The sequence below is a fragment of the Treponema phagedenis genome, assembly GCF_008153345.1.
In the GTDB taxonomy this organism is placed as follows: domain Bacteria; phylum Spirochaetota; class Spirochaetia; order Treponematales; family Treponemataceae; genus Treponema; species Treponema phagedenis.
On record NZ_CP042818.1, the window covers coordinates 2,094,847 to 2,121,564 of the forward strand.

19 protein-coding genes and 2 tRNA genes are annotated in these 26,718 nt (G+C 39.4%); 15 read left to right on the plus strand and 6 right to left on the minus strand.

Annotated features, from left to right (window positions below; all coding sequences use genetic code 11):
• Positions 1-392: 392 nt before the first annotated feature.
• From FUT79_RS09335 to FUT79_RS09345, 3 genes are read left to right on the plus strand one after another with little or no spacing between them, the layout of a single operon-like run.
• On the plus strand, positions 393-1,403 hold the full coding sequence (locus tag FUT79_RS09335; RefSeq protein ID WP_002696262.1) for an extracellular solute-binding protein: 1,011 nt from the start codon (positions 393-395) through the stop codon (positions 1,401-1,403).
• 5 nt (positions 1,404-1,408) lie between these two features.
• On the plus strand, positions 1,409-2,455 hold the full coding sequence (locus FUT79_RS09340) for an ABC transporter ATP-binding protein (RefSeq protein ID WP_024752549.1): 1,047 nt from the start codon (positions 1,409-1,411) through the stop codon (positions 2,453-2,455).
• A complete protein-coding gene (locus FUT79_RS09345; protein ID WP_024752548.1) occupies positions 2,452-4,098 on the plus strand; it encodes an ABC transporter permease in 1,647 nt (548 codons plus the stop codon). The genes FUT79_RS09340 and FUT79_RS09345 overlap by 4 nt, the downstream gene beginning before the upstream one ends.
• 59 nt (positions 4,099-4,157) lie before the next feature.
• On the opposite strand, the gene FUT79_RS09350 is transcribed toward FUT79_RS09345, so the two are convergent.
• The 5 genes from FUT79_RS09350 to FUT79_RS09375 all read right to left on the minus strand — a co-directional run bounded on the left by FUT79_RS09350 (position 4,158) and on the right by FUT79_RS09375 (position 9,653).
• Complete coding sequence (locus FUT79_RS09350) at positions 4,158-5,531, minus strand: glycoside-pentoside-hexuronide (GPH):cation symporter (RefSeq protein ID WP_024752547.1); 1,374 nt, start codon at positions 5,529-5,531, stop codon at positions 4,158-4,160.
• Between the two features lie 605 nt (positions 5,532-6,136).
• Positions 6,137-6,880, minus strand: coding sequence for a hypothetical protein (locus FUT79_RS09355; RefSeq protein ID WP_024752546.1), 744 nt, complete (start codon positions 6,878-6,880; stop codon positions 6,137-6,139).
• Positions 6,881-6,890: 10 nt separating this feature from the next.
• The gene (gene ffh / locus FUT79_RS09360) at positions 6,891-8,231 is read right to left on the minus strand and encodes a signal recognition particle protein (RefSeq protein WP_024752545.1); all 1,341 of its coding nucleotides are present in this window, start codon (positions 8,229-8,231) and stop codon (positions 6,891-6,893) included.
• A 1,257-nt stretch (positions 8,232-9,488) separates the two neighbouring features.
• Positions 9,489-9,562 (minus strand) — tRNA-Arg (locus FUT79_RS09370).
• Positions 9,563-9,580: 18 nt separating this feature from the next.
• Positions 9,581-9,653, minus strand: a tRNA-Pro gene (locus tag FUT79_RS09375).
• An 85-nt stretch (positions 9,654-9,738) separates the two neighbouring features.
• On the opposite strand from FUT79_RS09375, the gene FUT79_RS09380 reads away from it, so the two are divergent.
• From FUT79_RS09380 to FUT79_RS09390, 3 genes are all read left to right on the plus strand, one after another.
• Positions 9,739-11,391, plus strand: coding sequence for a nucleoside kinase (locus FUT79_RS09380; RefSeq protein WP_024752544.1), 1,653 nt, complete (start codon positions 9,739-9,741; stop codon positions 11,389-11,391).
• Positions 11,392-11,544: 153 nt separating this feature from the next.
• The gene (locus tag FUT79_RS09385) at positions 11,545-13,008 is read left to right on the plus strand and encodes a hypothetical protein (protein ID WP_148883930.1); all 1,464 of its coding nucleotides are present in this window, start codon (positions 11,545-11,547) and stop codon (positions 13,006-13,008) included.
• Positions 13,009-13,747: 739 nt separating this feature from the next.
• The gene (locus FUT79_RS09390) at positions 13,748-15,535 is read left to right on the plus strand and encodes an ATP-binding protein (RefSeq protein ID WP_044634202.1); all 1,788 of its coding nucleotides are present in this window, start codon (positions 13,748-13,750) and stop codon (positions 15,533-15,535) included.
• Between the two features lie 36 nt (positions 15,536-15,571).
• On the opposite strand, the gene FUT79_RS09395 is transcribed toward FUT79_RS09390, so the two are convergent.
• Positions 15,572-17,104: a PAS domain-containing protein gene (locus tag FUT79_RS09395; protein WP_024752541.1), complete on the minus strand. Its 1,533-nt coding sequence runs from the start codon at positions 17,102-17,104 to the stop codon at positions 15,572-15,574.
• A gap of 586 nt (positions 17,105-17,690) precedes the next feature.
• Here FUT79_RS09395 and FUT79_RS09400 point away from each other — a divergent pair.
• The 9 genes from FUT79_RS09400 to FUT79_RS09440 all read left to right on the plus strand — a co-directional run bounded on the left by FUT79_RS09400 (position 17,691) and on the right by FUT79_RS09440 (position 26,512).
• Positions 17,691-18,182, plus strand: a complete 492-nt coding sequence (locus tag FUT79_RS09400; protein ID WP_002695526.1) for a putative signal transducing protein — start codon at positions 17,691-17,693, stop codon at positions 18,180-18,182.
• A 311-nt stretch (positions 18,183-18,493) separates the two neighbouring features.
• Entirely contained in the window at positions 18,494-18,934 is a 441-nt protein-coding gene (locus FUT79_RS09405) for a hypothetical protein (RefSeq protein WP_024752539.1), read from the plus strand.
• Positions 18,935-19,089: 155 nt separating this feature from the next.
• Positions 19,090-20,391 (plus strand): phosphoenolpyruvate mutase, encoded by a 1,302-nt coding sequence (gene aepX, locus FUT79_RS09410; protein ID WP_024752538.1) that lies wholly within the window; start codon positions 19,090-19,092, stop codon positions 20,389-20,391.
• A 1-nt stretch (position 20,392) separates the two neighbouring features.
• Positions 20,393-21,529: a phosphonopyruvate decarboxylase gene (aepY, locus tag FUT79_RS09415; protein ID WP_024752537.1), complete on the plus strand. Its 1,137-nt coding sequence runs from the start codon at positions 20,393-20,395 to the stop codon at positions 21,527-21,529.
• Positions 21,526-23,370, plus strand: coding sequence for a 2-aminoethylphosphonate aminotransferase (locus FUT79_RS09420; protein ID WP_044634201.1), 1,845 nt, complete (start codon positions 21,526-21,528; stop codon positions 23,368-23,370). Before aepY ends, FUT79_RS09420 begins: the two co-directional genes overlap by 4 nt.
• 72 nt (positions 23,371-23,442) lie before the next feature.
• Positions 23,443-24,534 carry a Gfo/Idh/MocA family protein gene (locus FUT79_RS09425; RefSeq protein ID WP_024752535.1) on the plus strand — a complete coding sequence of 364 codons (1,092 nt, stop codon included), beginning with the start codon at positions 23,443-23,445 and terminating at the stop codon, positions 24,532-24,534.
• 11 nt (positions 24,535-24,545) lie between these two features.
• Positions 24,546-24,956 (plus strand): type VII toxin-antitoxin system MntA family adenylyltransferase antitoxin, encoded by a 411-nt coding sequence (gene mntA / locus FUT79_RS09430; protein ID WP_148889587.1) that lies wholly within the window; start codon positions 24,546-24,548, stop codon positions 24,954-24,956.
• Between the two features lie 2 nt (positions 24,957-24,958).
• A complete protein-coding gene (gene hepT / locus FUT79_RS09435) occupies positions 24,959-25,378 on the plus strand; it encodes a type VII toxin-antitoxin system HepT family RNase toxin (protein WP_044634199.1) in 420 nt (139 codons plus the stop codon).
• A gap of 15 nt (positions 25,379-25,393) precedes the next feature.
• Entirely contained in the window at positions 25,394-26,512 is a 1,119-nt protein-coding gene (locus FUT79_RS09440) for a DegT/DnrJ/EryC1/StrS family aminotransferase (protein WP_024752533.1), read from the plus strand.
• The last annotated feature ends 206 nt before the right edge of the window (positions 26,513-26,718 follow it).

Here is a 26,718-nt window from a genome sequence, read left to right on the forward strand (position 1 = left end):
TGGTTCCAAGCAGACAGGGTTGGTTTTGCCACGGACGGCAAAATCAGAACCGCCACGGATGGCGGTGGTTCCACGCAGAAACGATGTTTTAAAAGCACAAATTTTTTCCAAGTGCTTTTAAAACTCGTGGTTTAGTTTTTGCCATGGACGGCAAAAACTAAACCGGGGCTCTTTTTTATAAAATTTTTTATAATGTGTATAAAATCACATTAAAAATAGAACAAGTTATCAAAAGAATGCAGCGGTAGTTTATTATAATTGACAAATGACTTGGAAAGACTTATAATAAATTCAGTTATTATAATTGTTACAATTAAAAAGAGTTTGCTGGGGCTTTGTTTTTTTAAGTTCCGTTTTGCAATATTTACAATAATTTTTATTAGGAGAAAAATATGCGGAAAATTATCGGTATTATTTGTGCGGTGTTATTGGCTTGTGCAGTATTCGGATGTGCGAAGGGTGAAGGTCAAACAGAGGACATTTTGGTTGTATACAGTCCCAACAGTGAAACCTTGGTAAAAGCGACAATCCCCGCATTTGAGGCAAAGTATAATGTAAAGGTTGAGTTAATTCAGGCGGGCACCGGACAGTTGCTGAAAAGATTGCAAACGGAAAAAGCCGACCCCTATGCGGATCTGCTTTGGGGCGGCAGTTATTCAAGCATTCGCGATAACAAAGATTTGTTTCAGGACTATGTTTCCGCGAATAATGAAAATGTTCTTCCGGCTTATCAAAACACCACCGGCTTTATTACGCCCTATACGTTAGACGGCAGCTGCCTGCTTATCAATACCAACTTGGTGAAAGCGCCGATTACCGGATATGCCGATTTGCTTAATCCAGAATATAAGGGAAAAATTTCGAGTGCGGATCCTTCAAACTCTTCAAGTGCCTTTGCGCAGCTTACCAATATTCTTTTGGCAATGGGCGGGTATGAAGATGCAAAGGCTTGGGAATTTGTAAAAGATTTGTATCGCAATGTTGACGGAAAAATAAAGGGAAGTTCTTCCGGCGTGTATAAGGCGGTTGCCGACGGAGAAATGAGTATCGGTTTAACCTATGAGGATCCTTCTGTTTCCTTGGAACAGTCCGGAGCACCGGTAAAAATCATTTTCCCGTCCGAGGGCTCGGTGTTTTTACCCGCTGGCAGTGCAATCGTAAAAGATGCAAAACATCTTTCTCTTGCGCAAAAATTTATTGATTTTATTATCAGCGAAGAATGTCAAAATAATTTTGCGGAAACAACCAGCAATCGTCCGGTTATCAAAAACGGAAAAACACCAAAAGGGATGAAAGAGTTTTCTCAGATTCATGTTATCGATGAAGATATGGACTATGTGTATACACATAAAAAAGAGTTGGTTGAAAAGTATAAAAAAATATTTGTAGAATTAAGCAATTAGTCGATATGAGTAAAATTCTTATCAAAGATGCGGTAAAAAAATACGGTGAGACCGTTGTCATACAAAACTTAAGCGTGGAAATTCCCGACGGCTCTTTATTCACCCTGCTTGGGCCGAGCGGCTGTGGAAAGACTACGCTTTTGCGCATGATTGCCGGCTTTAATTCTATTGAAGGCGGCAGCTTTTTTTTCGATGATGTGCTGATAAATGACCTTGATCCGAGTAAGCGGAATATCGGCATGGTTTTTCAAAACTATGCAATATTCCCCCATTTATCGGTTGAAGATAATGTGAAGTTCGGTTTAAAACAACGGAACCTTTCCAAAGAAGAGATTCAACGCAGAGCTGATTATTTTTTAAGTTTGATGCAAATTGAACAATACCGCACCAGAATGCCGGCGCAGCTTTCGGGCGGGCAGCAGCAGCGCGTTGCACTCGCCCGCGCTTTGGCAATTCATCCGAGCGTATTACTGATGGACGAGCCGCTTTCAAACCTTGATGCAAAACTGCGGATTGATATGCGCAGTGTTATCCGGCGTATTCAGCGGGAAATCGGAATTACAACCGTGTATGTAACGCATGATCAGGAAGAGGCAATGGCAATCAGTGATTATATCGCCATTATGAAAGATGGAAAGATTCAGCACTTAGGCACCGCGCGGGAAATTTATCACCGGCCGAAAAATGTGTTTGTGGCAGGCTTTATCGGCAGAAACAATATTATCAAAACAATGATAAAAGATAAGCACGTGCTGCTTAACGCGGTGCCGGTTATGCCGCTGCCGCTTGCAGACCAAGAAGTACAGCTTTCGATTCGTCCCGAAGATTTTTCTTTTGCTGATGAAGGAGTGCCGGCAAAAATTCTTGACAGTACCTTCTTAGGCTCGGAAACTCACTACCGTGTTTCGCTCAATGATGAAATAGAAATTGACATTGTTGAAGAAAGCGACGTTAGCGAAATTCCCGTAGGGAGCAGTGTTCATTTGAAGATTAAAACCGAAAAAATTAATGTTTTTAACGCTGACGGCTCTATAAACCTGTTATACACATGAAAAAGAAAAAATTTGATTCATGGACAATAATTACCTTAGTGATTGCCTTCGGGTACGCACTTTTCTTATTGTATCCACTTTGTGTGCTCTTATTCAAAGCGGTTTTTGATAAAAGCTCCGGCAGTTTTACGCTTGCGTATTTTAAAAAGTTTTTTTCGCAAGCATTTTATTACCGCACACTCTCTAATAGTTTTGTCATCTCAACCGTTGCGACCGTTTTGTCATTACTGATCGGTGTGCCGCTTGCCTATTTTTTTACCGCTTACCGTATACGCGGTAAAAAAATTCTCAGGGTATTCATCATCTTATCTTCAATGTCAGCCCCGTTCATCGGTGCGTACTCATGGATTTTGCTTTTAGGAAGAAACGGCGTCATCACTCGTTTGCTGCACTCCGCCTTTGGATTAACAGGAATGACTATTTACGGATTTAACGGCATACTGCTTGTTTTTGTGCTGCAGCTTTTTTCTTTAATATTCCTGTATGTTGAAGGAGCGCTTGCAACAGTTGATAACTCTTTGCTTGAAGCAAGCGAAAGCCTTGGCGTAAAGGGCGTAAAGCGGTTTATCACCGTGTTGGTTCCGCTCATCTTGCCGACAATTTTAGCAGGTGCCTTACTGGTATTCATGCGCGCCTTTGCCGACTTCGGCACCCCAATGCTCATCGGTGAAGGCTACCGTACTTTTCCTGTTTTAATCTTTGATGAGTTTATCAACGAGCTTGGCGGAAGTGATGAGTTTGCTTCGGCAATCGCGGTGCTTGCCATTCTTATTACCACAATAGTTTTTTTACTGCAAAAATATGTTGCAAAAAAGAATGCGGTGAGCATGAGTTCTTTGCACCCGATTCATGAGCAGCCTTTACACGGCATAAAGAAAATACTGATATATGTTTTTAGCTATGGTATTGTCGCGCTGGCAATAGCGCCGCAACTCTATGTGCTCTATACTTCCTTTTTAAAAACAAAAGGGATGGTTTTTCAAAAAGGATATTCGTTTATCTCGTACACAACCGCTTTTTCAAAACTCGGTACTTCAATTCAAAACACTATTATCATACCGGGAATTTCTTTAGCGATAATTATTTCGCTTGCGGTTTTTATTGCGTATATCACTGTGCGAAAGAAAAATCTCTTAAGCTCTTCAATAGATATAGTGTCGATGATTCCCTATATTATTCCGGGAACAGTGGTGGGTATTGCTTTACTCGGAGCATTTAATAGAAGACCTTTTTTACTGACCGGCAGTTTTACTATAATGATCATCGCCCTCATTATCAGAAGGCTTCCCTATACCATTCGCTCAAGTGTTGCAACCATTCAGCAGATTCCTCAAAGTATTGAAGAAGCGGCGCTCTCTCTCGGGAGCAGTAAGCTGAACACGTTTTTTAAGATTACGGTTCCAATGATGAAATCGGGAATTATTTCAGGCGCTATCTTAAGCTGGATTACCATGATTACCGAATTGTCCACGGCGATTATTTTGTACACCGCAAAAACGCAAACACTCACCGTGGCGGTTTACACAGAAGTAATTCGCGGAAACTACGGCGTTGCCGCAGCCCTTTCCGCCATACTGACTCTTGTAACAATATTCTCGCTCCTGCTTTTTATGCGGGTTTCAAAAAAACAAGTATCCGTTTAAAACTTCGCAACTCTTTTTAGAAATTGAAAAATTCTACAACGATAGCTAAAAAATCCGGCTTATTTAGAGGGTGCGGAATCGGAATTATCCTCGTTTAGATTTGCAAGAATCTCGGCATATTTTTTTTCATCAATAATATATTTCTTGGTATAAATAAAATACCCGAAAATAATACAGCTAAGAGGAAATACAAGCATCGCTATTTTAAATAACGTTATTTGTGCCGGCGACATTATTTCAAATCCTTGCTCTTGTATACCGCAAAAAATAAGTGTGGCTCCCACAATTCCGCTTGCAACGGCGCCGCCTGTTTTATAAATCAACGGTTGTAGAGAAAGAGTTATAGAATTATTTCTTCTGCCAAGTTTTAGCTGTCCGTATTCAACCGTATCGGCTATAAACATAAGCATAAGAATCTGTATTAATCCGCTTCCAAAAAATATAAAACAACCTGCAATTGCAATAAGGATAAGTAAAAACTCTGAAAAATACATCAGAAAATATCCGCAAATAACAAGCACAATCGCAAGTTGATAGATCCCTGAACGTTTGTGTTTTTTTGACAAAATCGGAAATGCCGCTAAAGAAGCAATTTGGGAAATTCCTAAAACCAGAGCAAAAAGGCTATACGCATTTTCGTTCCCGTAAAGATATTTACAATAATAAATTCCGAAACTCGAGGTTGTTGTATATCCGATCGTAAATAATACCATAGAAATTGTGATCCAAAGCAACTGGTCGTTTTTTACAATAACCGAAAAAAGTTCATTTAAAGGAGTTGATGGCTTTGTTTTTTGGATAGTTTTATCTTCGACGGTAAATAAAAGTGTTGGAGTTAAGCAAAGAAGCATACATAATACAACGGCGAACGCATATATATGAAAAGCCTGAGTTTTACTTGAGAAACGTTCTGCAAGATAATTCGTGATGGGAATAATACTAATTACAACAGAAAAAAGCCCCAAAGTTGCGCAAATTTTTGCAAAAGATCCGATTTTTCCCCGTTTTTTCTGGTCTTGCGTAAGAGCCGGCAGCATTGACCAATATGAAATATCATGTGCGGTATAACTTAATCCCCAGCATAAATATAGAACGGCAAAAGAAAGCAGAAATTTTTTTCCTTGTAATCCAAAGTCAGTAAAAAGTAATACGGTAAACAATGCGGAGAAAATCATACCGCCGAGTATCCAAGGCTTAAATTTGCCGTACCCAGTTTCGGTATTGTCAACAATTACCCCCATGATTGGGTCATTCAGAGCATCAAAAATACGGCAACTCACCATGATGAGAGAAACCCATGCCAGAGTTTCTTTGGTAATATTGACTACATCCGTAAGATAATACAATAAATACATACTCACGAGGGCGAATACCATATCTCTGCCAAAAGTTCCGAAAGCATAAGCCCGTGTCGATAAATCTTCATTTCTCATGTTAATCTCCCTTATATGAAAAACCGTCAATAGGCTTGTCTACAAAAAAATTATATCACGATACCCGATAAAATACTATTACTTTTAAAATCCAAGGATACGCTCCGCCTTCCTTTCCCTATTAAAAATAAAAGAGGATTGACCGAATCTGAGGCTAAAAGTTTTTTTGAATCTGTTTTTCTCCGTGCTGCATTCTTTTTACAGCGCGGTTTCCACACAAGCTATTCAAAATGCAAGTCGGATGTACACTACTGTAACGTTTTGCCATTAACGCCCTGTATATGTCAGCGCATCGACAGGTGGCTTGCGGGTTTAGTATTCCTATGGTAAGTTTACTCACCGTTGCTCAATTCCAAACGATGTTTTAAAGCATCAACATAAAACTGTAAAATTGAAGCTTTAAAACTCGTTGGCGAAGTTACAGTAAATTTTCAAAACTTCGCCCTATGGTAAACTGCCCACCGTTGCGCCGTGTCGAGTTCTTTTATATTTGGACGAATTAAAAAGCACTATACTACAATTTATAATTGTACGGGAAAGATAGCGTTTTAATATAGGTCAGTTTTATGTATATAACCGGATGCCGTTATGCACGCGTATCTTTTTTAATGGCGGACAAAAACCGCATCATCATGAATTGTAACATAGTGATAAAATGTGGAAGGTAACATTTTGTACCGCGGTGCATTTAAGAAAAAACGTATTTCGGGATAAGGTCGGGGGCGAGGATCATAAAAGATAAAATAAACAAAATCATCGCTAAACGCAAGGAGCATCGGCGGTTTTTTTTGTTCAAGGGAGGAAAAGATTTCATATGCTCTTGTGATAAAATGATCTTTTGAGGGAATAGGCAGATAGTATTTCATATATTTAAGAATAAAATCCTGCTCGCTGCCACACAGTGATTGAAATGCGTGCCGCTGTTTCTCTGTTTTAAAAAAAATAGAATTATCAGATATAACCCGCAAACGAGATTTATCACGACAATACCTTCCGGCATATGAAAATTGTGCTCCGGCAGTAGGCGGTGTACCGTTTATTCGTATATGCAAGTCGGTACTATCTAAAGTAAAAATCGCTTTGCATGTTTCTGTAATATTTTTGTTTTGCTGAAAAAAAACACCTTCAGCCTCGCTATCTGTTTGTCCGGTTATAGTTCCTGAATCCCAGTAAAATTCTCCATCAACAGTATATTGAAACACAAAGGCAATTCTGTCTTTTTTTCGGATAAAGGACACGGAGCAATTTTGCAAACCGTCGTTTTTGTACCAGATTTCTGTAAACGGAGTTTCGGAAAAAAGAGCACTTAGAAAAAATACTGAATAAATGAGGACTGCCGGTTTTTTCATTTTTCGGCGTTTACCCGAAAAAATTTCCCATACCTCCGCCCATCAATTTGGACTGCAAGCCTTTATTTTTTGCAACTTTGCGCATGGTTTGACGGGTTTTTTCAAATTGTTTTAAAAGTTTATTCACCTCTCCGACAGAGGTGCCGGATCCGCGTGCAATTCTTTTTCTGCGAGAAGGCCCGATAATGCGAAAATTTTCTCTTTCTTTAATCGTCATTGATTGAATAATCGCTTTCTGCTTTTTTAATCCTGCTTTATCAATATCTTCTTGAGAAATTTTTCCCGTTAACCCGGGAAGCATATCAAGCATAGATTCTATTGAACCCATTTTTTCAAAGCTCTCAAGTTGTGTAAGCATATCAGATAAGGTAAAGGATTCGTTTGCCATCTTTTTCTGCAAACGCATTGCTTCCTCGGCATCTATTGTTTCCTGCGCTTTTTCCACTAATGAAACAATGTCTCCCATACCGAGAATTCTGCTTGCAATTCGTTCCGGATAAAAAGGCTCTAAATCTTCAATTTTTTCGCCTGTTCCGATAAACAAAATCGGTTTGCCGGTAATTGTTTTTAATGAAAGAGCGGCGCCACCCCTTGTATCCGAATCAAATTTAGTAAGTATAACGCCTGACAGACCTACCGAACCGTCGAATTCTTTTGCAATATCTACGGCACTTTGTCCAGTCATAGAATCCGCAACAAGCAAAGTTTCTACCGGATTTATCGCTTTTTTTATTGCAATAATTTCATTCATCATTTCCGCATCGATCTGTAAGCGCCCGGCGGTATCTACAATAACCGTGTCATAAAAGTTTTTTTTGGCAAAAGCAAGTCCGTTTTTTGCTACTTGAACCGCATTTTTAGACTCTTCTTTATACACAGGAACTTCAATTTGAGTGCCTAAAACAGACAGTTGTTCAATAGCGGCGGGACGAACAAGGTCACAGGCTACAAGAAGCGGTTTTCTTCCTTCTTTTTTTAAGCGCGCGGCGAGTTTTGCCGCAGAAGTTGTTTTTCCGGAACCTTGCAACCCTAAAAATAAAATTACTGATTGAGTATCAGGGCCTTTCAATTGTAAATCTTGTTTGTCATCCCCTAAAAAGGAAAGAATCTTATCATGCACAATTTTTACAAACTGCTGCCCGGGATTAACCGATTTTAATACGGTCTCTCCCTTTGCTTCTTCAATTGTTGCATTGATAAAGCGGCGCACAACCCGCAAGTTGACGTCCGCATCAAGTAAGGCTGTTTTTATCTCTTCAACCGCATCTTCGATGTTTTTTTCGGTGATTGTTGCCTTTCCGCCTATTTTACGAATAATTCCGCTGAATGTATCGGTTATTTTTTCAAGCATTTTTTCTTCCTCTTGGGTAAATACCTTATACGAATTGATAAAATTTTTGTTTTAGAAATAGAATACTACCACAAGAAAAAAGAAAAAGCAAGGGAAGTAAAAATGCTGTGTCAAGCCACTATAAAAATGTCCCCACTTTTAGCGACATAAAATCATACATTTATGGACGCTGCGCTTTGAAATTTTTCTCTTATCCGATTTGCTTGTAAATAGCCGGAGTTAAATTAGGTACAAACCGCCATTGTAAAGCGATGTTTAAAACCAAAAATTCTCATTTTAAACTCGTCGACTTAGTTTTATCACAAACATAAAAAACTAAATCACGGACTTCGGCTATCACCTCTAGCTCTCTATGCGGTTATTTTTTTCGTGCGTAAGCCTAAAACGTGGCACAGAGGGTTATGCATGAATAAAATATTATCACCTTTTAGGTATTGGAAAAGTCAACATCAGCTCAGTATTTTTGACTGCCGATAGAAGTTTTTATGGATTTTGTATATCCCTGTCTACTACAACGTTTTCTAACTTAAGTTGCTGCTATACTAATCGGAGCATTGGCAATAATAGCTTGCAGATTCAGCATTCCTATGGTAAATTGCTCACCGTTGTCAAACTCAGAACAAATTCAAACGATGTTTAAAAGCATCAACACAAAATTATAAAATTGAAGCTTTTAACCTCGCAGCACTGATTTAATCAAGAATACGAAAAATCAGTGCGTGGCAGTGGTTCCACGCAGAAGCGATGTTTTAAAGCAAGGCTGCTTGCAAAGCTTTAAACTCGCAGGTTTGGTTTTGCCACGGACGTCAAAAACTCAGAACCGCCATGGACGGCGGTGGTTCTAAACAGAAACGACGTTTTAAAGCAAAACTATTTGCAAAGCTTTAAAACTCGTAGGTTTCATTTTGACAAGGACGTCAAAATGAAACCGTTGTGTCTGACTCTCTTTTTTATAAAAATTTTTATGATTTTTGTAAGATTTATTAAAGAATATGATCGAGCTATTAAAAAAACGTTATACCAGCTTAACTTGATAATTCAGGCTTTTTAAAAATATGATAATCCATTGGCTACATACTCCTTGTTGACATTTTGTTGATACCAAGAAATTTTTCAAAAATATCAAGCTTTGCACGTTTCATATGTAGCAATAAATTAGCATTTTGGACTTAAATAGAATTAAATTGTTAAGCAGCAAACTTTAAAAAAACAGGGAAAAAGGGGATAAAATCCCAAAATTTGCAGTTTTTTTTAAAGTGGGACCAGAGGGACTCGAACCCCCTACCTACTGCTTAGAAGGCAGTTGCTCTATCCTGATGAGCTATGATCCCAAGCACAACACTTCAAGGTCGGGATGGAGGGATTTGAACCCCCGATCTTCTGGTCCCAAACCAGACGCCTTAGCCACTAGGCTACATCCCGATTGGTTGATATAATAAAAGAAAAGGTATATTTTGTCAAGTAGAATATCAATCTTGAATAAAATAATTTTGCAAGGAGAACAACCATGAGTGAATTTACCATACGCTTTCCAAACGAACAAAAAAAGCGATTTGTGCAACCTATTTCTGCCGGAGCCTTATTGGCCTATATGCCAAACATTGATAAAACTGTTTACGGTATGAAGGTTAATAATGAGCTCGTTGCGTTGAGTAAAACCATTGATATACGCGCAAGTGTAGAGCCTGTATTAAAAGGTACTCAAGAAGGCTCAAAAATTTATCGCAGAACCCTGTGTTTGCTGCTTGCAGCCGCCTCACAAGCACTCTACCCAGAGCCAAGGCTGCTGGTAGGCCACAGCCTTGGCTATAGTTATTATTATACACTTGAAGGAAATAATACCGAGAAAATAGACTTTAAAAAAATTGAAGAGAAAATGCGGGAGCTTGTGGAAGCTGATATACCAATTCAAACCCGCTGGCTTTCTTATGAAGAAGCGATTGAAATGTTCCAAAATTCAAATCAACCCGACACGTATAAACTTCTTTCTTATATAAGTAAACCTAAAATTCTGATTAATAAACTTGGAGATTTTCATGACCTGTTTTTTCAACCGGTAATGGACAGAACGGGAGAAGTAAAGGTGTTTGAACTTATGCCATACGGCGAAGGTTTTTTACTGCGTTTTCCTTCTACTGCGGAGCCTGATAAATTACCGGTATTTGATGACATACCGCAACTTTTTACTGTTTACAAAGAATATAAACAATGGGGAAAACTGGTCGGCGTATCTGCTGTCGGACAGTTAAATACTATTATCGAAAAAAGAAAAACAAAAGATTATGTTGAAATTATCGAAACAATGCAAAATAATAAACTTGCAAAAATAGCCGGACAAATAGAAGAAAAGAAAACCGTTAAACTTGTTCTGATTGCGGGTCCCTCAAGTTCCGGAAAAACAACAACGGCAAAAAAACTTTCTATGCAGCTGCGAGTTCTCGGGTTTGACCCTCATATTATCAGCCTTGATGATTTTTACTTAGGTTCGGCAAAAACACCGATCGGAGAAGACGGCAAGCCGGATTATGAGTGTCTGGAAGCAATTGATGTTCCGCTTATCAATGAAATCCTTTTAAAACTTTTTAATGGAGAAATGGTTGAATTGCCTTCATATAATTTTAAAACGGGAGAGCGTGAGTATCGAGGAAAAACATTGCAATGCAATGAACGCTCTATTGTAATTATGGAAGGAATTCACGGTTTAAACGATAAAACAACCGCAGAAATAGATCCTAATCTAAAATTCAAAATCTATCTTTCAGCTTTAACTCAACTCAATCTTGACGATCACAACAGAATACCGACATCCGACAATAGACTGCTGCGCAGAATTGTCCGCGATGCGCAATTCAGAAGCACCGCCGCTTCAAAAACAATCGAAATGTGGGAAAATGTACGCTCGGGAGAAGCAAAATATATCTTTCCCTATCAGGGAAATGCGGATGCGATGTTCAATACCGCGTTAGACTATGAACTTTCGGTTTTAAAAATTTATGCGGAGCCCTTGTTACGCACGGTAAAACCGACGGATCCCTCCTATAGCGAAGCTTCAAGATTACTTATGTTCTTAAATAACTTTTTATCTATTTCTCCGTCATTTGTACCGGGACAGTCTATTTTAAGAGAATTTATCGGCGACAGCGATTTTTCTTATCGATAAGGATTTTATCTGTTATTAAAAAGGAGTTCGGTAAAAATTGATGTATGAGTTTTTTCAACAGCGGTGTTCATGTTCCCTTTGTTGTACACATTCTATATGTATTCCGCACACAAGGCTTATGTATTTATCAATTTTTGCCGATATGAGAAAAGTATGAAACTAAAACACGTATCTTTTGCTTGCTGCATTCTCTTGTTAATGCCGATTTTTTCCGAAGAAACGGAAGAAGCTTTAGGGAAAAAATATAATATAGAAATTCGAGTCCAACCTGAATTTGTTGGACCTGATAACAAACAACCGCTTTTTTCATTTGACAGAATTCCCGATTCTTCGCTTATCAGAAAAGTTATTGCAAAAACATGGTTTTTTGCTGCTCCTCAAGATGTGTTAAGCCTTTCAGAAAAAACGTACACCGATATTAACGGCAATACCTTTACGGTTAAAGCACAGGCTCTACCCGAAAAAAAACAAATAGCTGTGATGGTTATCCCTGAAATAAATGAGTATAGCGCAACAGGAAAAAATATGCTTCCGCAAGGTACGTGGATTTTATATCGTAATGACGTAAGCGGTGAGCCTGTACAAATTAAAATACTCCCAAGAGAAAATCCGAATTTATATATTCTCTTACACCCCGCAAAAGCAGTTGAGCAAAAAGGAAAATCTTTTATTGATATTTGTTTGTATAATGCATACGTCAGAAAAGATATGCCGCTCGGCGTCTCCTTTAATGACTTATTATATTTCTCTTTAATTAACATTCGCAGCATTAGTAAAGACGTTCTGCCGTGGGAACTTTTTAACCCGCCGGGAAGTTATAGCGCGATTGAGTCGATGACCAAAATCATTAAGCAAAAAAGTTATGGACTGGTACCGCTTCCAAATGGTTGTTTTGATGAATCGGGCAGGCCCGTACATATTTCAGACGGAACACCGCAAAAAGATGTGGAAATTATTCGCAATCTGCGTATTGATCAGATTCCCAAAGAAGTTATCGGCGGAGTGGATACGCTCGGTTTTGCAAAATGGGTTATAGACGGTATTATTTATCCGGTTGCGGGACAAGGAATTTATGTTTCATCCTTAAAAAAAGCTACATCAATTCCTGACACACATTTTAACAAGGCGGATCAAAAAGATAGAAAAGCCTTTTTAAGCATTGACTGGATCAGGAATCTTGCCTCCGCTGCCTTTAGTTTAGATGTAAAACGAACCGTATATCCCGATAAATCCGGTGTAGATGTTAAAATAGAACCTTTTGCATTGACCTTCTCGGTACCTATGAATGATAAATCAAGCCCCCCTTTTGTCGGCTATCTTAAAGATACCGGATATCAAATAGAATATTTACACGCCCTGCTCTACTATCTTGCCGCAACCGAGCCGGGGCACTTTTATCTTGGGGTCATCAACGAAGAAAAAACAGCACCAAAGATTCGGCATTATAAACAGGTGCTGGTATTCTTTCCGTATTTTGATACCTATGGACATTTTAGAATCGAAACATTTCAGCAAATTTCGGAATTCAGAATAGAGGATATTATCAAAGATAATCAAAAAGATTATATTTCCTTGGTAAGAGTCCGTGCCCCTGAAATCGGATTGTTTAACCCGTAAACCGTTCATAGCATTCGGTAATTAAGTTGCTGTTACACTAATCGGTGTATCAACAATAACAGCCTGCAGATTCCGCATGCCTATAGTAAATTATCAGTACTAAAAAAACAATTTTTAACCTCGCAGCCACTGTAAACAAGAATACTAAAAATTACGGCAAAGCGAAGGGAAGAACATGCAAAAGCAATGCTTTGCCAATTCGAAAATTACATTTTGCCTATGGTAAACTGCCCACCGTTGCCAAATTCCAAACAATGTTTAAAAGCATCAACGCAAAACTGTAAAATTGAAGCTTTTAAACTCGTAGCACTGATTTAATCAAGAATACTAAAAATCAGTGCGTGGCGGTGGTTCCAAGCCGACGGTTTAGTTTTTGCCACGGACGGCAAAACTCAGAACAATGTAAAACGATGTTTAAAAACTACCACACCGACATAAATAGGAGTTTTTAAACTCGCAGCACTGATTTAAGCAAGAATACTAAAAATCAGGGCGTGGCGGTGGTTCCATACAGAAATGAGTTAAAAAACTACCACACTTTTATAAATAGAAGGTTTTAAACTCATGGTTTAGTTTTTGCCATGGACGGCAAAAACTAAACCGTGGATTTTTTTTAATAAAAGGAAAAAAGCCTATCCAAGGGGCCGCTGCCCTTGTATATCCGCAAGCCCTGAGGAACTGCCGGTTTCTATTGAATTCTTGCCCTTTTTGCGATATAGTGGGCAGTCGGAGGGTGGGTATGCATTCAGGTCAGGAGCTTCTTGCAAAAAACAGTCATGTCATTAATGAGCTGCACGCATGGGCACAGGAATTATCAAAAAAATATTGCTCAAAAACCGTTAATCTTTATATTGTGCACGGGAATATCCGTGATTTTCTGCCGCACCGCGATATTGCCGGCGGTTTTGCCTTTGTGCGCATTCGAGATTATATTTCTGAAGTTATTTTCGGTAATAAGGACATTATCATTTTTTATGATAAATCAAGCGGGATTAATTTTTGTCTGAATAGCATGTTGCAAGAATACCTTACAATTATGCACAGAAAGTATCCCGATGTGCCGATTGAAAATCTGCTTTCAAAAGACCCTGTGGAAGCGTTTTCGTATCTTGAGCAGTATTTCAGAATGAATATGCGGCAGGGTAAGCGGATTGTGCTTATCGTTGATTATGCCGAGTCGTTAACTCCCGCAGAGGATATTGCATATCTTAACGAAACCGACCGGTATTGTTTGGTAACGTTAAACCGTTGGTCGCATGATCCGGTTTTTACCAACGAAGATATTTCTATTGTGTTGCTGACGGAAAATATCGCCGATCTGAATACACGAATAACCGCCTCTCCTTCTACGGTAAAAATACATATTCCGCTTCCCGACGAAGCAATCAGAATTGATTTTTTGAACGATTTAAAAAACAGGGAAGATTTGTTAATTCTTGAGCGAGGGCTTAATACCGAAAAGCTTGGAAAGCTTACCGCGGGGCTTAATCTTGTCAATTTGAATCAGCTTGCGGCGGAAACCTACCAGATGAGCGATGATGACGGAAAAATCAGGGGCTCAACGCAGTCGGATCCGGTAACGCTTGAATTTTTAAAACAAAAGAAACAAGAGATTATCGAAACCGAGGCTGCGGGAATGTTGCAATTTGTCAATACAGATCATAATCTTTCGTATATTGCCGGTAATAGTTTTGTAAAAAAACGGTTTGTCAATGCCGCAAAGGCAATACGGCAAGGAAGAGCCGATGTGTTGCCGATGGGGTATTTAATAACCGGCCCGATCGGAACGGGCAAAACGTTTATGGTTTCCGCATTTGCGGGTGAAATAGGCATACCGATGGTGCGGCTGTGCAATTTTCATTCAATGCAGCAGCGCACCGCGGAGGCAAACCTTGAAAAAGTTCTGAACATCCTCAAAGCGATGGCGCCCGTTGCGGTGATGGTTGACGAGGCGGATGCGGTGTTTAATGCAAAACGAGATTCAACCGGCGGAGAGTCGAGAATTTTTGCACAAATCAGTAGCTTTATGGGAAACACCGATTATCGCGGAAAAATTATTTGGTTTTTAATCACCTCGCGTCCCGACCTGCTTCCGATTGACTTAAAACGGCAGGGAAGAGCGGAAGAGCATTTGGCGGTTTTTTATCCCGAAACAGCCGAGGAAAAGATTGAGTTGCTTGAAACCTTGCAGCGAAAACTTAAAATACGGCTCAAAGATGTAAATCCCGCCGGCATTATTAAAAAACTGAAATTTCCCGTCTCCGGAGCGGATTTGGAAGCAATATTGGTGCGCTCAAAATTGAATGCGGCAATGGAAAACCGCATGATGATCGTCAATGCGGATATTGAGCAAACCATTGAGGATTTTATTCCGCCTTCGTACCCGTATGAGATTGAATTACAAAATCTTGTGGCGGTGCTTGAATGTACCAGCAAAGAGATGATCCCGAAAAAATACCAAAACTTTGACCGCTCAAAACTTGCCGCCGAAATTCTTGAACTAAAACAACTGCTCGGTGAAAAATAAGCTCCTATATTATAACAGGTATAGCAGCAGCGGTTTTCAAAAAAAACTTTTGATAGCTTTCAGTAAATCCTCAAGCGGCATTCCGGAGCGCTCGCTCATAATGCGGATACTTGCCTTCGGGAGCATAATTCGGGCTAACGGCGTTTTCAGCATTTTGAATTTGGGATTAATTGTTTCCAATGCGTCCCGCAATTCGGGAGCCGCAGCCAAAAGGTCTTTGAGCATCGTGTCGGGAGTAATGTCGTCGGCGGTAAAGGTTTTAGCCGCGCCCTCGCTCGGCTGAGAGCATTCTTCCGTAACTGGTTCTGCGGGGGCAGTGCTTTCGTTTTTTTTATTTTCCCAGGTTAAAAGGGTTTGGGAGCCCTGCAAACTTCTGATATGCGTACAATCCTGCATCATTTCAAGCACGCCTCTAAATTTTCCGTCAGAATCGCGCACTGCCGTATACTGAATATAGATAAAAAGATCGGGTTTATTAATCCAAAACTCAGCCGTGTCCTGCTCCCCCGACCTGAACTTTTCGATTATTTCTTCTACTATGTGCACACTCGCCCGCGGATGACAGTTTGCCACATTACGCCCGATAACGTTTTTACTGCGCGGAAACACGCGGTGCTTGGTATCGGAGTAAAAACATACCAGCTCATTTTCATCAACATAGGAAAGGTCTACCGGCAAATGTTGATAAATCAGGTTGATCTGCTCCAATGTCAGCTTGCCCATCGCCACATCCAACACGCCGCCGCTGTGTGCAATGCCGTGTTTTTGCAACACCTTCGCAAGGTCTTCCGCCAAAGAATGCTCCGCTGCGGGCTCGGCTGCGGCAGGTGCGGGCTCCTTTTCGTCAACCTGAATCCATGCAAAGCCGATTTCTTTGTCGCCCGCCTTCATTTCCTCAAACTCTTTTTCGCTAATCATTGCAAGCGAGGTTGGGTATAACACAGACTCTTCCTTGAGTAAAAGGTCGCGAATATCATCAACGATGGTTTGTTGCATTGCGATAAATTCATCGTCCTTATCTTCCGCCAAAAGCTTCGCCGCATTTCGGATTTCATCGCGGATAAAATTATCCAGCGTCCACATGGTGGTTGTCGGACGGTCAAAACCTTTTTGCTCAAGAATTGAGTACAATTGATTTTGTTTTCTTGAAAGGTGAATTTTAAACTGCTCCAATCGTTCATACAGCTCCAGCCACTGGTTTTTAATCAGCGGATACTGCACCAAGTCTTCAATCTCTTTTAAGATTTTTTGCAGCGCATCATTTTCCCGATAATAGCACATAATCGGATGGTTTTTATCCAAATCGGGACGGCTTGTGTCCATTACTTCTTCAAAAAGCTCAAGCATTTTTTGAATATTTTCTTTTCTGCACTCGTCATCTTCAATTTCTTTTAATTCCTGCTCGGCAAGGGCAATCTCATACGGCTTTACCGTTCCAACCTTTTCCCGTATCTGCTTTCGTGCCTCTTCCAAATCGATGGCTCCGGCATTATATGCATCTTTTATCTGCAAAATCAGCTGCAATTTTGTATCATCAACATCGGATAAATGCTTTCTCATTTCCAACATAGTGCGCTCTTTGTATTCGTTGCTAAAATAATAAAAGAGTATAATTTTTTAAAAGCGTTTATTTTTAAAATTAGACTCGGTTTACATAACAAATATAAAACGAAACCCTTTTACTGTCAAGCATTTTACGTCCGTTGAAAAAACATGCCGCTTTTTTAAAACAGAGGGGAAAAGGTCTTTTACAGAACGCTTGGATAAATCAAGAAAAGAGCTTGCACTTTTTCATGATTTACTGTATTATCGGGTGTATTGCGATAAAATCGAAAGAGAATTCAAAACAGCATGTTTCGGCAGCGTTTTGGTGTTTTTCGTACATGATTTTTTCTTAAAATTTATCCGACAAAGGATAAATGGCTTTTTGCACTCTTTTGTTTTTTTCGTATGAAAAAGAACAGAATTTTTAAAACCTCTTTTTTTGCTTTAAATTCGGATGAAGCTTTCTAAATAATTTTATATTTTATTCAGATTTCTTGCTTCCTTAATTTATCAAAAAATTAAGTGAGAGAAGTTTTCTATAGTTTTATACATTTATAGAAGGTTCTTCTATAAATTGTATAAAAACTTGTTAAAATTTAATGAGCACTTTATGCAAATACTGGTTATTGTATGTTTTTTATTATTCGCCCTACTCCTTTTTAAGAATAAAGACAATTTTTTTAAGGCGTCAAAACCGGAATCAACCGAAGAGGAGCGTTTAAAAAACCTTGTAGAGATGGAAGATGAGTATTATCGAAAAACCGCTGCGGGTGAGCAAACGCTTCCTTTTGTAAAACTTTTTTATCAGCAGGATTGTATGATTGTCAAATCGATCTTACAAAGCGAAGGCATTCCGTATCATGTTAAGCAGGAGCATCTTTCTTCCGTTTTGATCGGTCAAGGTGTCGCGGGACAAAACGATACCTATTTTTATATCCTCCGAAAGGATTATGAGGATGCCTTAAAAATTATAAACGATTTTATCGCTCAAAAAGAAAAGAGCTTCCACAAGCCAAAGACAATCTCTCGTGTTATTCCTTTTTCGACATACAACCCGAAACGGGATGATACGGTTGCGATTATTATTTTTCAAAAAGAATAAAAATAGTTACACCCTTATGGACAAATATATTTGGATATCTTGCAGAAACTTGATCAGCTTTTGGAAAGAACCTAGTATTGCGTTTTTTGCTGCCTCGATCCGTTTTAAAGCATTTGATACAAGTCGCAAAAAATCATAAAAAAGAGCCCGACTCGGCGCAACGGTGGGCAATTTACCACAGGGATACTGAATCCGCAAGCCATCATTGCTGCTCGCTTTTTTCAGCATAACAGTAAGGTAATGAGCATATCCCTTACAAAAGAATATCGCAAAGAGCGCCTAAAGAAAATTTTTAAAAAGGAGAGTTTATTATGAAAAGGAACAAAAAAGCTATTTTTTTAGCAGCTTTCGCATTCGCGGGGAGTTGTATTTTTACAAATTGTGCCGGCGAGCCTAAAAATCAGACATCTGCAAACGACAAACAAGTGATTGCAGAACTTAAGGAATCTGAAAAAATGCTCAATGCAACACTACCAAGGATGATTGACTCGGTTACCAATTGGGATGAAGTAAAATTTAAAGAGCCCGATGTCTATGAATATTATTATACTATTTTAAATATTGAAGAAAAAAAATTAGGTTCAAAAAAAGAATTTTTGCAAACAGTGCTCAAAAACTCCATTATAGAAAATTACAAAGACAATGCGGCGGTAGATATTTTCAGAATTAATAACATGACGCTCAAGCATATCTACCGTGATAAAAACAAAACAGAAATTTTTACAATCACTCTCTTGCCGGGAGAGTATTAAGAAGTTTCTTGCATGGATAAAATTTATTATTGCTAAATCTATTCAAACGTACAATCATGTTAACGAAAATTAAAAAACGATTTTTATGCAATTTTTTATGTAATAAGGTACATAATAATTATAAAAATACAATTAGCTAAACGAGGCTTATTTTTATGAATAAAACCGTATACTTAGGACTTACCGGAGATATAATACATCCGGGAATTATTAATATTATAAGCGAGGGAGCAAAACACGGCGACCTGATTATCGGTTTATTGACCGATAGCGCTATTGCTTTCCACAAAAGGCTTCCCTACCTCACCTACGAACAGCGCAAGCAAGTTGTTGAGCATATTAAAGGGGTAAGCAAGGTTATACCACAAGAAGACTGGTCATATGTTCCGAATTTAAAAAAACTGAAGCCTGATTTTATTATTCACGGAGACGACTGGCTGCGTGGCTCATTATCCAAAATTAGAGACGAAGTTGTGGAAGCCCTGAAAGAATGGGGCGGAAAAATTATCGAAGTGCCGTATACGCAAGGAATTAACTCTTCCGCTTTTGTAGAAAGTATACATACCATCGGTACAACTCCAGACATTAGAATGAAAACCTTGCGCCGCCTTATAGAAGCAAAGCCTATTGTGCGGATTATGGAAGCGCATTCGGGACTCTCCGGACTCATTATTGAAAACCTTGAAGTTGAAAAAGAAGGCGGAACTCACCGGTTTGACGGTATGTGGTCGTCAAGCCTTACGGATTCCACCAGCAAGGGAAAGCCCGATATTGAAGCGGTTGATCTGACAACTCGACTTCAAACATTAACGGACATTCTTGAGTGCACAACAAAACCGATTATTTACGACGGAGATACAGGCGGAAAACCTGAGCATTTTATTTTTACAGTCAGAACGCTTGAACGAAACGGTATTTCGGCAGTTATCATCGAAGATAAGGTTGGATTAAAAAAGAACAGTCTCTTCGGTACGGAAGCAAAACAAGAGCTCGCTCCGGTTGATGATTTTTGTTACAAAATAAGTGCCGGTAAAAAGGCTCAAGTTACAAAAGAATTTATGATTATTGCCCGCCTTGAATCTCTGATTGCGGGAAGGACTGTTGACGAAGCACTGGAACGTGCGTTTGCATATGTAAAAGCCGGCGCCGATGGCGTGATGATTCACAGTAAAGAAAAAGACGGACAGGATATAAAAGATTTTTGTCTGCGTTTTAGAAAAGAGTATGAAAAAGTGCCCATTGTGCTTGTTCCCACAACCTATAATCAATTTACAGAAAGGGAGCTGGCATCTTGGGGAGCAAATATCATCATATATGCAAATCACATGCTGAGGGCTTCATATCCGGCAATGCACAAGGTTGCAAAAACCATCTTGGAAACCGAACGCTCTTTAGAAGTGAATGATCTCTGCCTTTCGATCAAAAATATTTTAGAATTAATACCGGGAACAAAATAAAATGATACGTCCTGATTTTTTTTATGATTTACTGATCAAAAACGGAACTGATTTTTTTACCGGCGTTCCCGATTCTCTTTTAAAAAATTTTTGTGCGTATCTTACCGATACGGTAAAAAAAGATAATCACATTATCGCTGCAAATGAGGGCGGAGCCATAGGGCTTGCAGCGGGACATTATTTTGCAACGGAAAACATTCCTTTGGTTTACATGCAGAATTCCGGACTTGGAAACACGGTTAATCCGATTCTTTCCCTTGCGGATAAAGAAGTGTATTCCGTACCTATTCTGCTTCTTATCGGTTGGCGTGGCGAGCCGAACGTACATGATGAGCCGCAGCACATTAAACAGGGAAAAATAACTTGTGAGCTCCTTGAAACAATGGAAATCCCCTACTCTATATTAGCGCTTGAAGAAACACAGGCAGCCGCTCAAATTCAGCAAGCATATACTATAATGGAAGAAACCAATGCACCGTATGCATTTGTTGTTCGTAAAGGGACATTTGACTCGTATACGCTTAAAACAAACGAAAACGTTCCTGCGCAAATGAGCCGCGAAGAAGCAATAGAAGAAATTGTTTTGCATGCTCCTGAAAATGCGGTTTTTATATCGACTACCGGCATGGCATCCCGCGAGCTTTATGAGCTGCGTGACAAACACCAAAGCGGACATCATAAAGATTTTTTAACTGTCGGCTCAATGGGACATGCCTCGCAAATTGCGCTTGGAATTGCCTTAGAAAAACCGAATGTTCCTGTATTTTGCCTTGACGGTGACGGAGCTGCCCTTATGCACATGGGAGGAATGGCAATAATCGGCACTAGAAAACCTCAAAACATACTGCATATTGTGTTTAACAATGGAGCACATGATTCGGTTGGCGGACAGCCGACCGTTGCGCGCAATATCAGTCTCTGCGATATTGCCCGCTCCTGCGGATATGAATATGCGGTTTGCGTAAAAACAAAAGAAGAATTAGACTCGGTTTTAAAAGACAGTAAAACGTACTCATGTCTAACTTTTATAGAAATATTGGTAACAAAAGGAGCTCGCTCTGACTTAGGTCGCCCGAAATCATCTCCGCTTGAGAATAAGCAAGCGTTTATGGCATATTTAAAAGGAGTAAAAAAATGATACGAGAGGCTGTTATTTTAGCGGGTGGGCTTGGTTCCCGTTTAAAAAATAAAACAAAAACAATGCCGAAAGGGTTTATTGAAATAGACGGCGTTGCGATTGTAGAGCAATCGGTAAAAAAATTATTAGCCCACGGAATTGAAAAAATCATCATCGGAACCGGTCATTGCAACGAGTATTATGAACGATTGGCAAAAAAATATCCTGCAATTATAACGATAAAAAATGAAAATTACGCAAATACCGGCAGCATGGGAACCTTGGAAATATGCGCACCGCTCGTTCAAGAAGATTTTTTACTCTTAGAATCCGATCTCATTTATGATTCTATCGGTTTATTTACGCTTATAAACGAGCAACGTAAAAATCTTATTTTAGCAAGCGGCGCAACAAACTCAGGCGACGAAGTATATTTACAAGCGGATTCCGACGGTAATTTAACGGGACTTTCAAAAAACAAAAATGAATTAAAAACCGTCTGTGGAGAATTGGTCGGTATTAGCCGCTTAACTAAATCGGTGTTAGATGCGATGTGCGCCCATGCAGCTGCTCATCATGCGGATACTCCAAAAATGGAATATGAGCACGCACTTTTGGCTATTGCCGGAACACAAGCTATCGCAATAAAAAAGATAGAATATTTTACATGGCGGGAAATCGACAATGAAGAACATTTGCAAATGGCGATACAAAATATTTACCCGCGCATTGCGGAAAACGAAAGTTTGCGCAGGGTTCGCCGCGAAGTTTTGCTCAATCCCGGGCCGGCCACTACCACTGACAGTGTAAAATATGCACAAGTTGTGGCGGATATTTGCCCGCGGGAAAAAGAATTCGGAAACATGATGCAATGGATTTGCGATGAGCTAAAACTTTTTGCACTTGGAAAAAATACCGATCCCGATCGGTATGAGACTATTTTGTTTGCCTGCTCCGGAACCGGTGCCGATGAAGTGATGGTTTCATCCTGCGTTCCCGATGACGGACATTTATTGGTTATCGATAATGGCTCCTATGGTGCGCGTATTGCAAAAATAGCCGAAGTATACAAGATACCGATGACCGTATTCAAAAGCTCAACCTATGAGCCCATTGATCTCGCCAAACTTGAGGCTGAGTTTGCCTCAAAAAAATACACGCATCTTGCCTGTGTTTATCACGAAACAACAACAGGCTTGTTGAATCCTTTGCACATCATTTGTCCGATGGCAAAAAAATATGGAATGACCACAATCGTCGATGCGGTAAGTGCTTATTGTGGTATTCCGATGGATTTAAAAACACTTTGTATAGATTTTATGGCTTCAACCAGCAATAAAAACATCCAAGGGATGGCAGGCGTCGGCTTTATCATTGCAAACAAAACGGAGCTTGAAAAAACCAAAAACTATCCGATGCGTAACTATTATCTCAATTTATATGACCAATACCTGCATTTTGCAAAAACAAAGCAAACCCGCTTTACTCCGCCCGTCCAAACACTGTACGCATTGCGCCAAGCTATTATCGAAACCAAACAGGAAACAGTGCAAAAACGATATGAACGCTATACCGCATGTTGGGAGATTTTAGTAAAAGCGATAAAAAAACTCGGACTCAAAATGCTTGTAAAAGAAGAACATCAAAGCCATTTGATAACCGCAATTTTAGAACCAGAAACCGAAAAATACAGCTTTCAGGTTCTGCATGATTTTGCCGCATCACACGCTTTCACCATTTATCCGGGTAAACTCGGCAATCTGAACACATTTAGAATCGCCAACATCGGCGACATACAACCCGAAGAAATGCAGCGCTTCACCCTTAAACTGGAAGAATATCTGCGGGAAATTGGAGTTTGAGTTTTGTATAGTTGAGTATTTCAAATACTTTAATATAAATAACGAAAAATAATTTCAATTAAAGGAAACCTAATGAAACATTCAGTAGCGTTAATCGGCTGCGGCCGCATTAGTTTTAAACATATAGAAGCCTTTGTTGCAATGCAAGATAGGGTTGATTTAATTGCCGTATGTGATCCTATTTTGGAGCGCGCTCAAGAAAAAAAAGCGGAATATGAAAAAACTGCTAAAGGAACTGTGCAGATATTTGCGGATTACAAAGAAATGCTTGATGTTTGTAATCCTGAAATTGTAACAATCGCAACAGAATCCGGCAAGCATAAAGAGATTGCCGTATATTGTCTAAATCATGGAACTCATGTTATCTGTGAAAAGCCGATGGCTTTATCCACCTCAGACGCACAGGAAATGATTGCTACGGCAAAGCAAAATAATAAAAAGCTTGCTGTTTGCTTTCAGAATCGCTTCAATGCTCCCGTTGTAAAAATGCGCGAAGCTTATGAAAAAGGACGTTTCGGCAAGATATTACATGGAATGATTCAAATACGATGGAACCGCAATGAAGAATATTACCAACAAGCAAAATGGCGAGGCACTTGGGCTCAGGACGGCGGTACGTTAATGAACCAGTGTACGCACGGCATTGACCTTTTACAGTGGATGATGGGAGAAGATGCGGTTCGCGTGCAAGCGCAAACACGGCGTTTTATGCGTCCGATTGAAGCCGAAGACTTTGGCTGTGCCATTGTAGAATTTGCATCGGGCGCTGTCGGAATTATAGAAGGCACCGCCGATGTATATCCTAAAAATTTAAACGAAACTATCAGCCTTTTCGGTACTGAAGGAACCGTTGTTATCGGCGGCTTGGCGGTAAACAAAATGGAAACGTGGCGTTTTGCCGATGCGGAAAAAGTTGGGGATACAGAAGAAAAAGTCTTAAATCCCAATGAAAAAGATCCGCCCACGGTATACGGCTTTGGGCATTCAGCTTTATTTAAAGACTTTATAGATTCGATTGAGCAAAATCGCGAACCGCTTGTTTCAGGGGAGAAAGGGAAAAAAGCACTCGAAATAATTTTAGCAATTTATAAATCACAAAAAACAGGCTTGCCTGTTACGCTTCCTTGTGAGTTTTCAACCTTAGATATGAAAGGTGTTTTTTAATTTCATAAATAATGAAAGATCTTATTATTCAAAAACTAAACCGTTTTTTTGACAAGCAAGAGACCATTATTTTAGTTCTGCTATACGGCTCCTATGCGCGCGGCAGTCAAACCGAGTTAAGTGATGTGGATCTCGCTGTTGCTGCACGGACGGATTTAAGTCTTGATGATTTTTTGACATTGCGGATGGAGCTTTCTTTATTGTTCGAAAAAGAAATTGATTTAGTTGATATACGAAAAATAGACGGTTTATTGCATTATAAAGTTTTTACTGAGGGGATTTGTATAAAAAAAACAGAAAATGACGGCAAATCACTGTTGCATAAAAACATTATGACCGCCTTGTTTTGGTATGAAGATTATTATCCGTTATATCTTCGTTCACAAAAAGTGATACTAAAAAAAGCTTTTGGTTCTGTTTAACCATGTACGATACACCAATCATAGCAGAAAAACTGCATTCGCTTGATAGATGCTTGAGCCGTATAAAAGAGCATGTACCGGTCAGTATAAAATCGCTTGAGGATGATTTTGATGTACAGGATATTATAACCCTCAATCTACAAAGGGCGGTGCAAATTTCGGTCGATATTGCATCTCATGTTTTGAGCGAGGGTTTTAATGTGCAAGCTAAAACAATGGCTGAATTGTTTTTTCTCCTTGCAGAGAAAAAACTCATTGATGAAGAGCTTGCGGTAAAATTGGCAAAAGCGGTTGGATTTAGAAACATAGCGGTACATGAATATGATAGCATAAACATGACTATTTTATACGCAATTATTACCAATGAATTAGACTGCTTTCATACATTTACTCAAATCATACTGGCTTTTTTAAATGCCTGATTAAGGAGAAGAAAAATGAACGTACCTTTTTATACTTCAACACGTGAATATCAAAACTATAAGCAGGAATTTGATTCCGCGATTTCATCCGTGCTTGAAACCGGCGATTTTATTTTAGGCAAGGCGGTAACTGAACTTGAACAAGCTGTCGCAAAGTATTGCGGCGTAAAATATGCCGTAGGGGTTGCAAACGGCAGCGATGCACTTGTTATTGCATCAGATATTTTAGGCTTTAAAGACGGCGCCGAAGTTTTAACCCCCGTGTTTACTTTTTTTGCCTCAACCTCATGTATTGCTCGTTTAGGCGGGAAACCGGTGTTTTGCGATGTAGATGAAGACACCTTTTGCATAGACATGAACGATGCCGAAAATCGAATTACAAAAAACACCATAGGGATATTGCCGGTACATTTATTTTTGCAAACTGCCGATATGGAAGCTTGTATGAATCTGGCAAAAAAACATAACTTAAAAGTGCTTGAAGATGCTGCGGAAGCATTCGGAATGCAAGATTTATACAAAGGCCAGTTAAAAACTTCCGGAACAATTGGTGATATAGGAATTTATTCTTTTTTTCCGACAAAAACGCTTGGCGGCTACGGTGATGGCGGCATGATTGTTACCAATAATGAAGAATACTATACAAAAGCAAAAAGTCTTCGCGTTCATGGAGCAACAAAAAAATACCATCACGATTATATCGGCTATAATTCCCGACTGGATAGTTTACAAGCCGCTATTTTAAACGTAAAACTGAACCACATCGATGACTCAATTCAAAAAAGAGCAAAACATGCACAGCAGTATCGCGAGCTACTCAACACTGTATCGCAGGTACAGCTTCCAAAGGTGAAAACAAAGGGAAAAGAAGTTTATTATGTGTTTAACCTACTGGCAGAAAAACGTGATGAACTTCAAAATTTCTTACAAGAAAAAGGCATTGGTACAACCGTATATTATCCTAAAAGTCTGCACGAGCAAGAATGTTTTAAGTATTTAGGCTATAAAAAAGGCGACTTCCCTGTTGCCGAAAAACTCTGTGCATCGGTTTTAGCTCTGCCGATGTATCCCGAATTAACCGAAGACGAAGTCAGCTACACCTGCGAGTGTATTAAGAAATTTTATCAGCGCTAATCAAGTTTTGGCGATATGCTAAGAGAGCATTTTTTTTGATATCTTCAATTAGTTTTTAATTCATTTAATATGAATCATAAAAAAATTTTAAAAAAGAGCTCGACACGGCACAAGGGCGAACTCTTGGAATTGCTGCCTTTGGTTCGCCTATGAGTTTTACCTGTTTACGCTGGAGTATCAGGTAAAACATCGTTTAAAATTTAGTA

Bases quoted from the DNA above. Each gene is read 5' to 3' on its own strand.
- FUT79_RS09420 (WP_044634201.1), top strand. From the start codon at position 21,526: ATGATACGAGAGGCTGTTATTTTAGCGGGTGGGCTTGGTTCCCGTTTA.
- FUT79_RS09405 (WP_024752539.1), top strand. From the start codon at position 18,494: ATGAAAAGGAACAAAAAAGCTATTTTTTTAGCAGCTTTCGCATTCGCG.
- FUT79_RS09400 (WP_002695526.1), top strand. From the start codon at position 17,691: ATGCAAATACTGGTTATTGTATGTTTTTTATTATTCGCCCTACTCCTT.
- FUT79_RS09395 (WP_024752541.1), bottom strand. From the start codon at position 17,104: ATGTTGGAAATGAGAAAGCATTTATCCGATGTTGATGATACAAAATTG.
- FUT79_RS09350 (WP_024752547.1), bottom strand. From the start codon at position 5,531: ATGAGAAATGAAGATTTATCGACACGGGCTTATGCTTTCGGAACTTTT.
- ffh (WP_024752545.1), bottom strand. From the start codon at position 8,231: ATGCTTGAAAAAATAACCGATACATTCAGCGGAATTATTCGTAAAATA.
- FUT79_RS09390 (WP_044634202.1), top strand. From the start codon at position 13,748: ATGCATTCAGGTCAGGAGCTTCTTGCAAAAAACAGTCATGTCATTAAT.
- FUT79_RS09335 (WP_002696262.1), top strand. From the start codon at position 393: ATGCGGAAAATTATCGGTATTATTTGTGCGGTGTTATTGGCTTGTGCA.
- FUT79_RS09385 (WP_148883930.1), top strand. From the start codon at position 11,545: ATGAAACTAAAACACGTATCTTTTGCTTGCTGCATTCTCTTGTTAATG.
- aepY (WP_024752537.1), top strand. From the start codon at position 20,393: ATGATACGTCCTGATTTTTTTTATGATTTACTGATCAAAAACGGAACT.
- FUT79_RS09355 (WP_024752546.1), bottom strand. From the start codon at position 6,880: ATGAAAAAACCGGCAGTCCTCATTTATTCAGTATTTTTTCTAAGTGCT.
- mntA (WP_148889587.1), top strand. From the start codon at position 24,546: ATGAAAGATCTTATTATTCAAAAACTAAACCGTTTTTTTGACAAGCAA.
- FUT79_RS09440 (WP_024752533.1), top strand. From the start codon at position 25,394: ATGAACGTACCTTTTTATACTTCAACACGTGAATATCAAAACTATAAG.
- aepX (WP_024752538.1), top strand. From the start codon at position 19,090: ATGAATAAAACCGTATACTTAGGACTTACCGGAGATATAATACATCCG.
- FUT79_RS09345 (WP_024752548.1), top strand. From the start codon at position 2,452: ATGAAAAAGAAAAAATTTGATTCATGGACAATAATTACCTTAGTGATT.
- FUT79_RS09340 (WP_024752549.1), top strand. From the start codon at position 1,409: ATGAGTAAAATTCTTATCAAAGATGCGGTAAAAAAATACGGTGAGACC.
- hepT (WP_044634199.1), top strand. From the start codon at position 24,959: ATGTACGATACACCAATCATAGCAGAAAAACTGCATTCGCTTGATAGA.
- FUT79_RS09380 (WP_024752544.1), top strand. From the start codon at position 9,739: ATGAGTGAATTTACCATACGCTTTCCAAACGAACAAAAAAAGCGATTT.
- FUT79_RS09425 (WP_024752535.1), top strand. From the start codon at position 23,443: ATGAAACATTCAGTAGCGTTAATCGGCTGCGGCCGCATTAGTTTTAAA.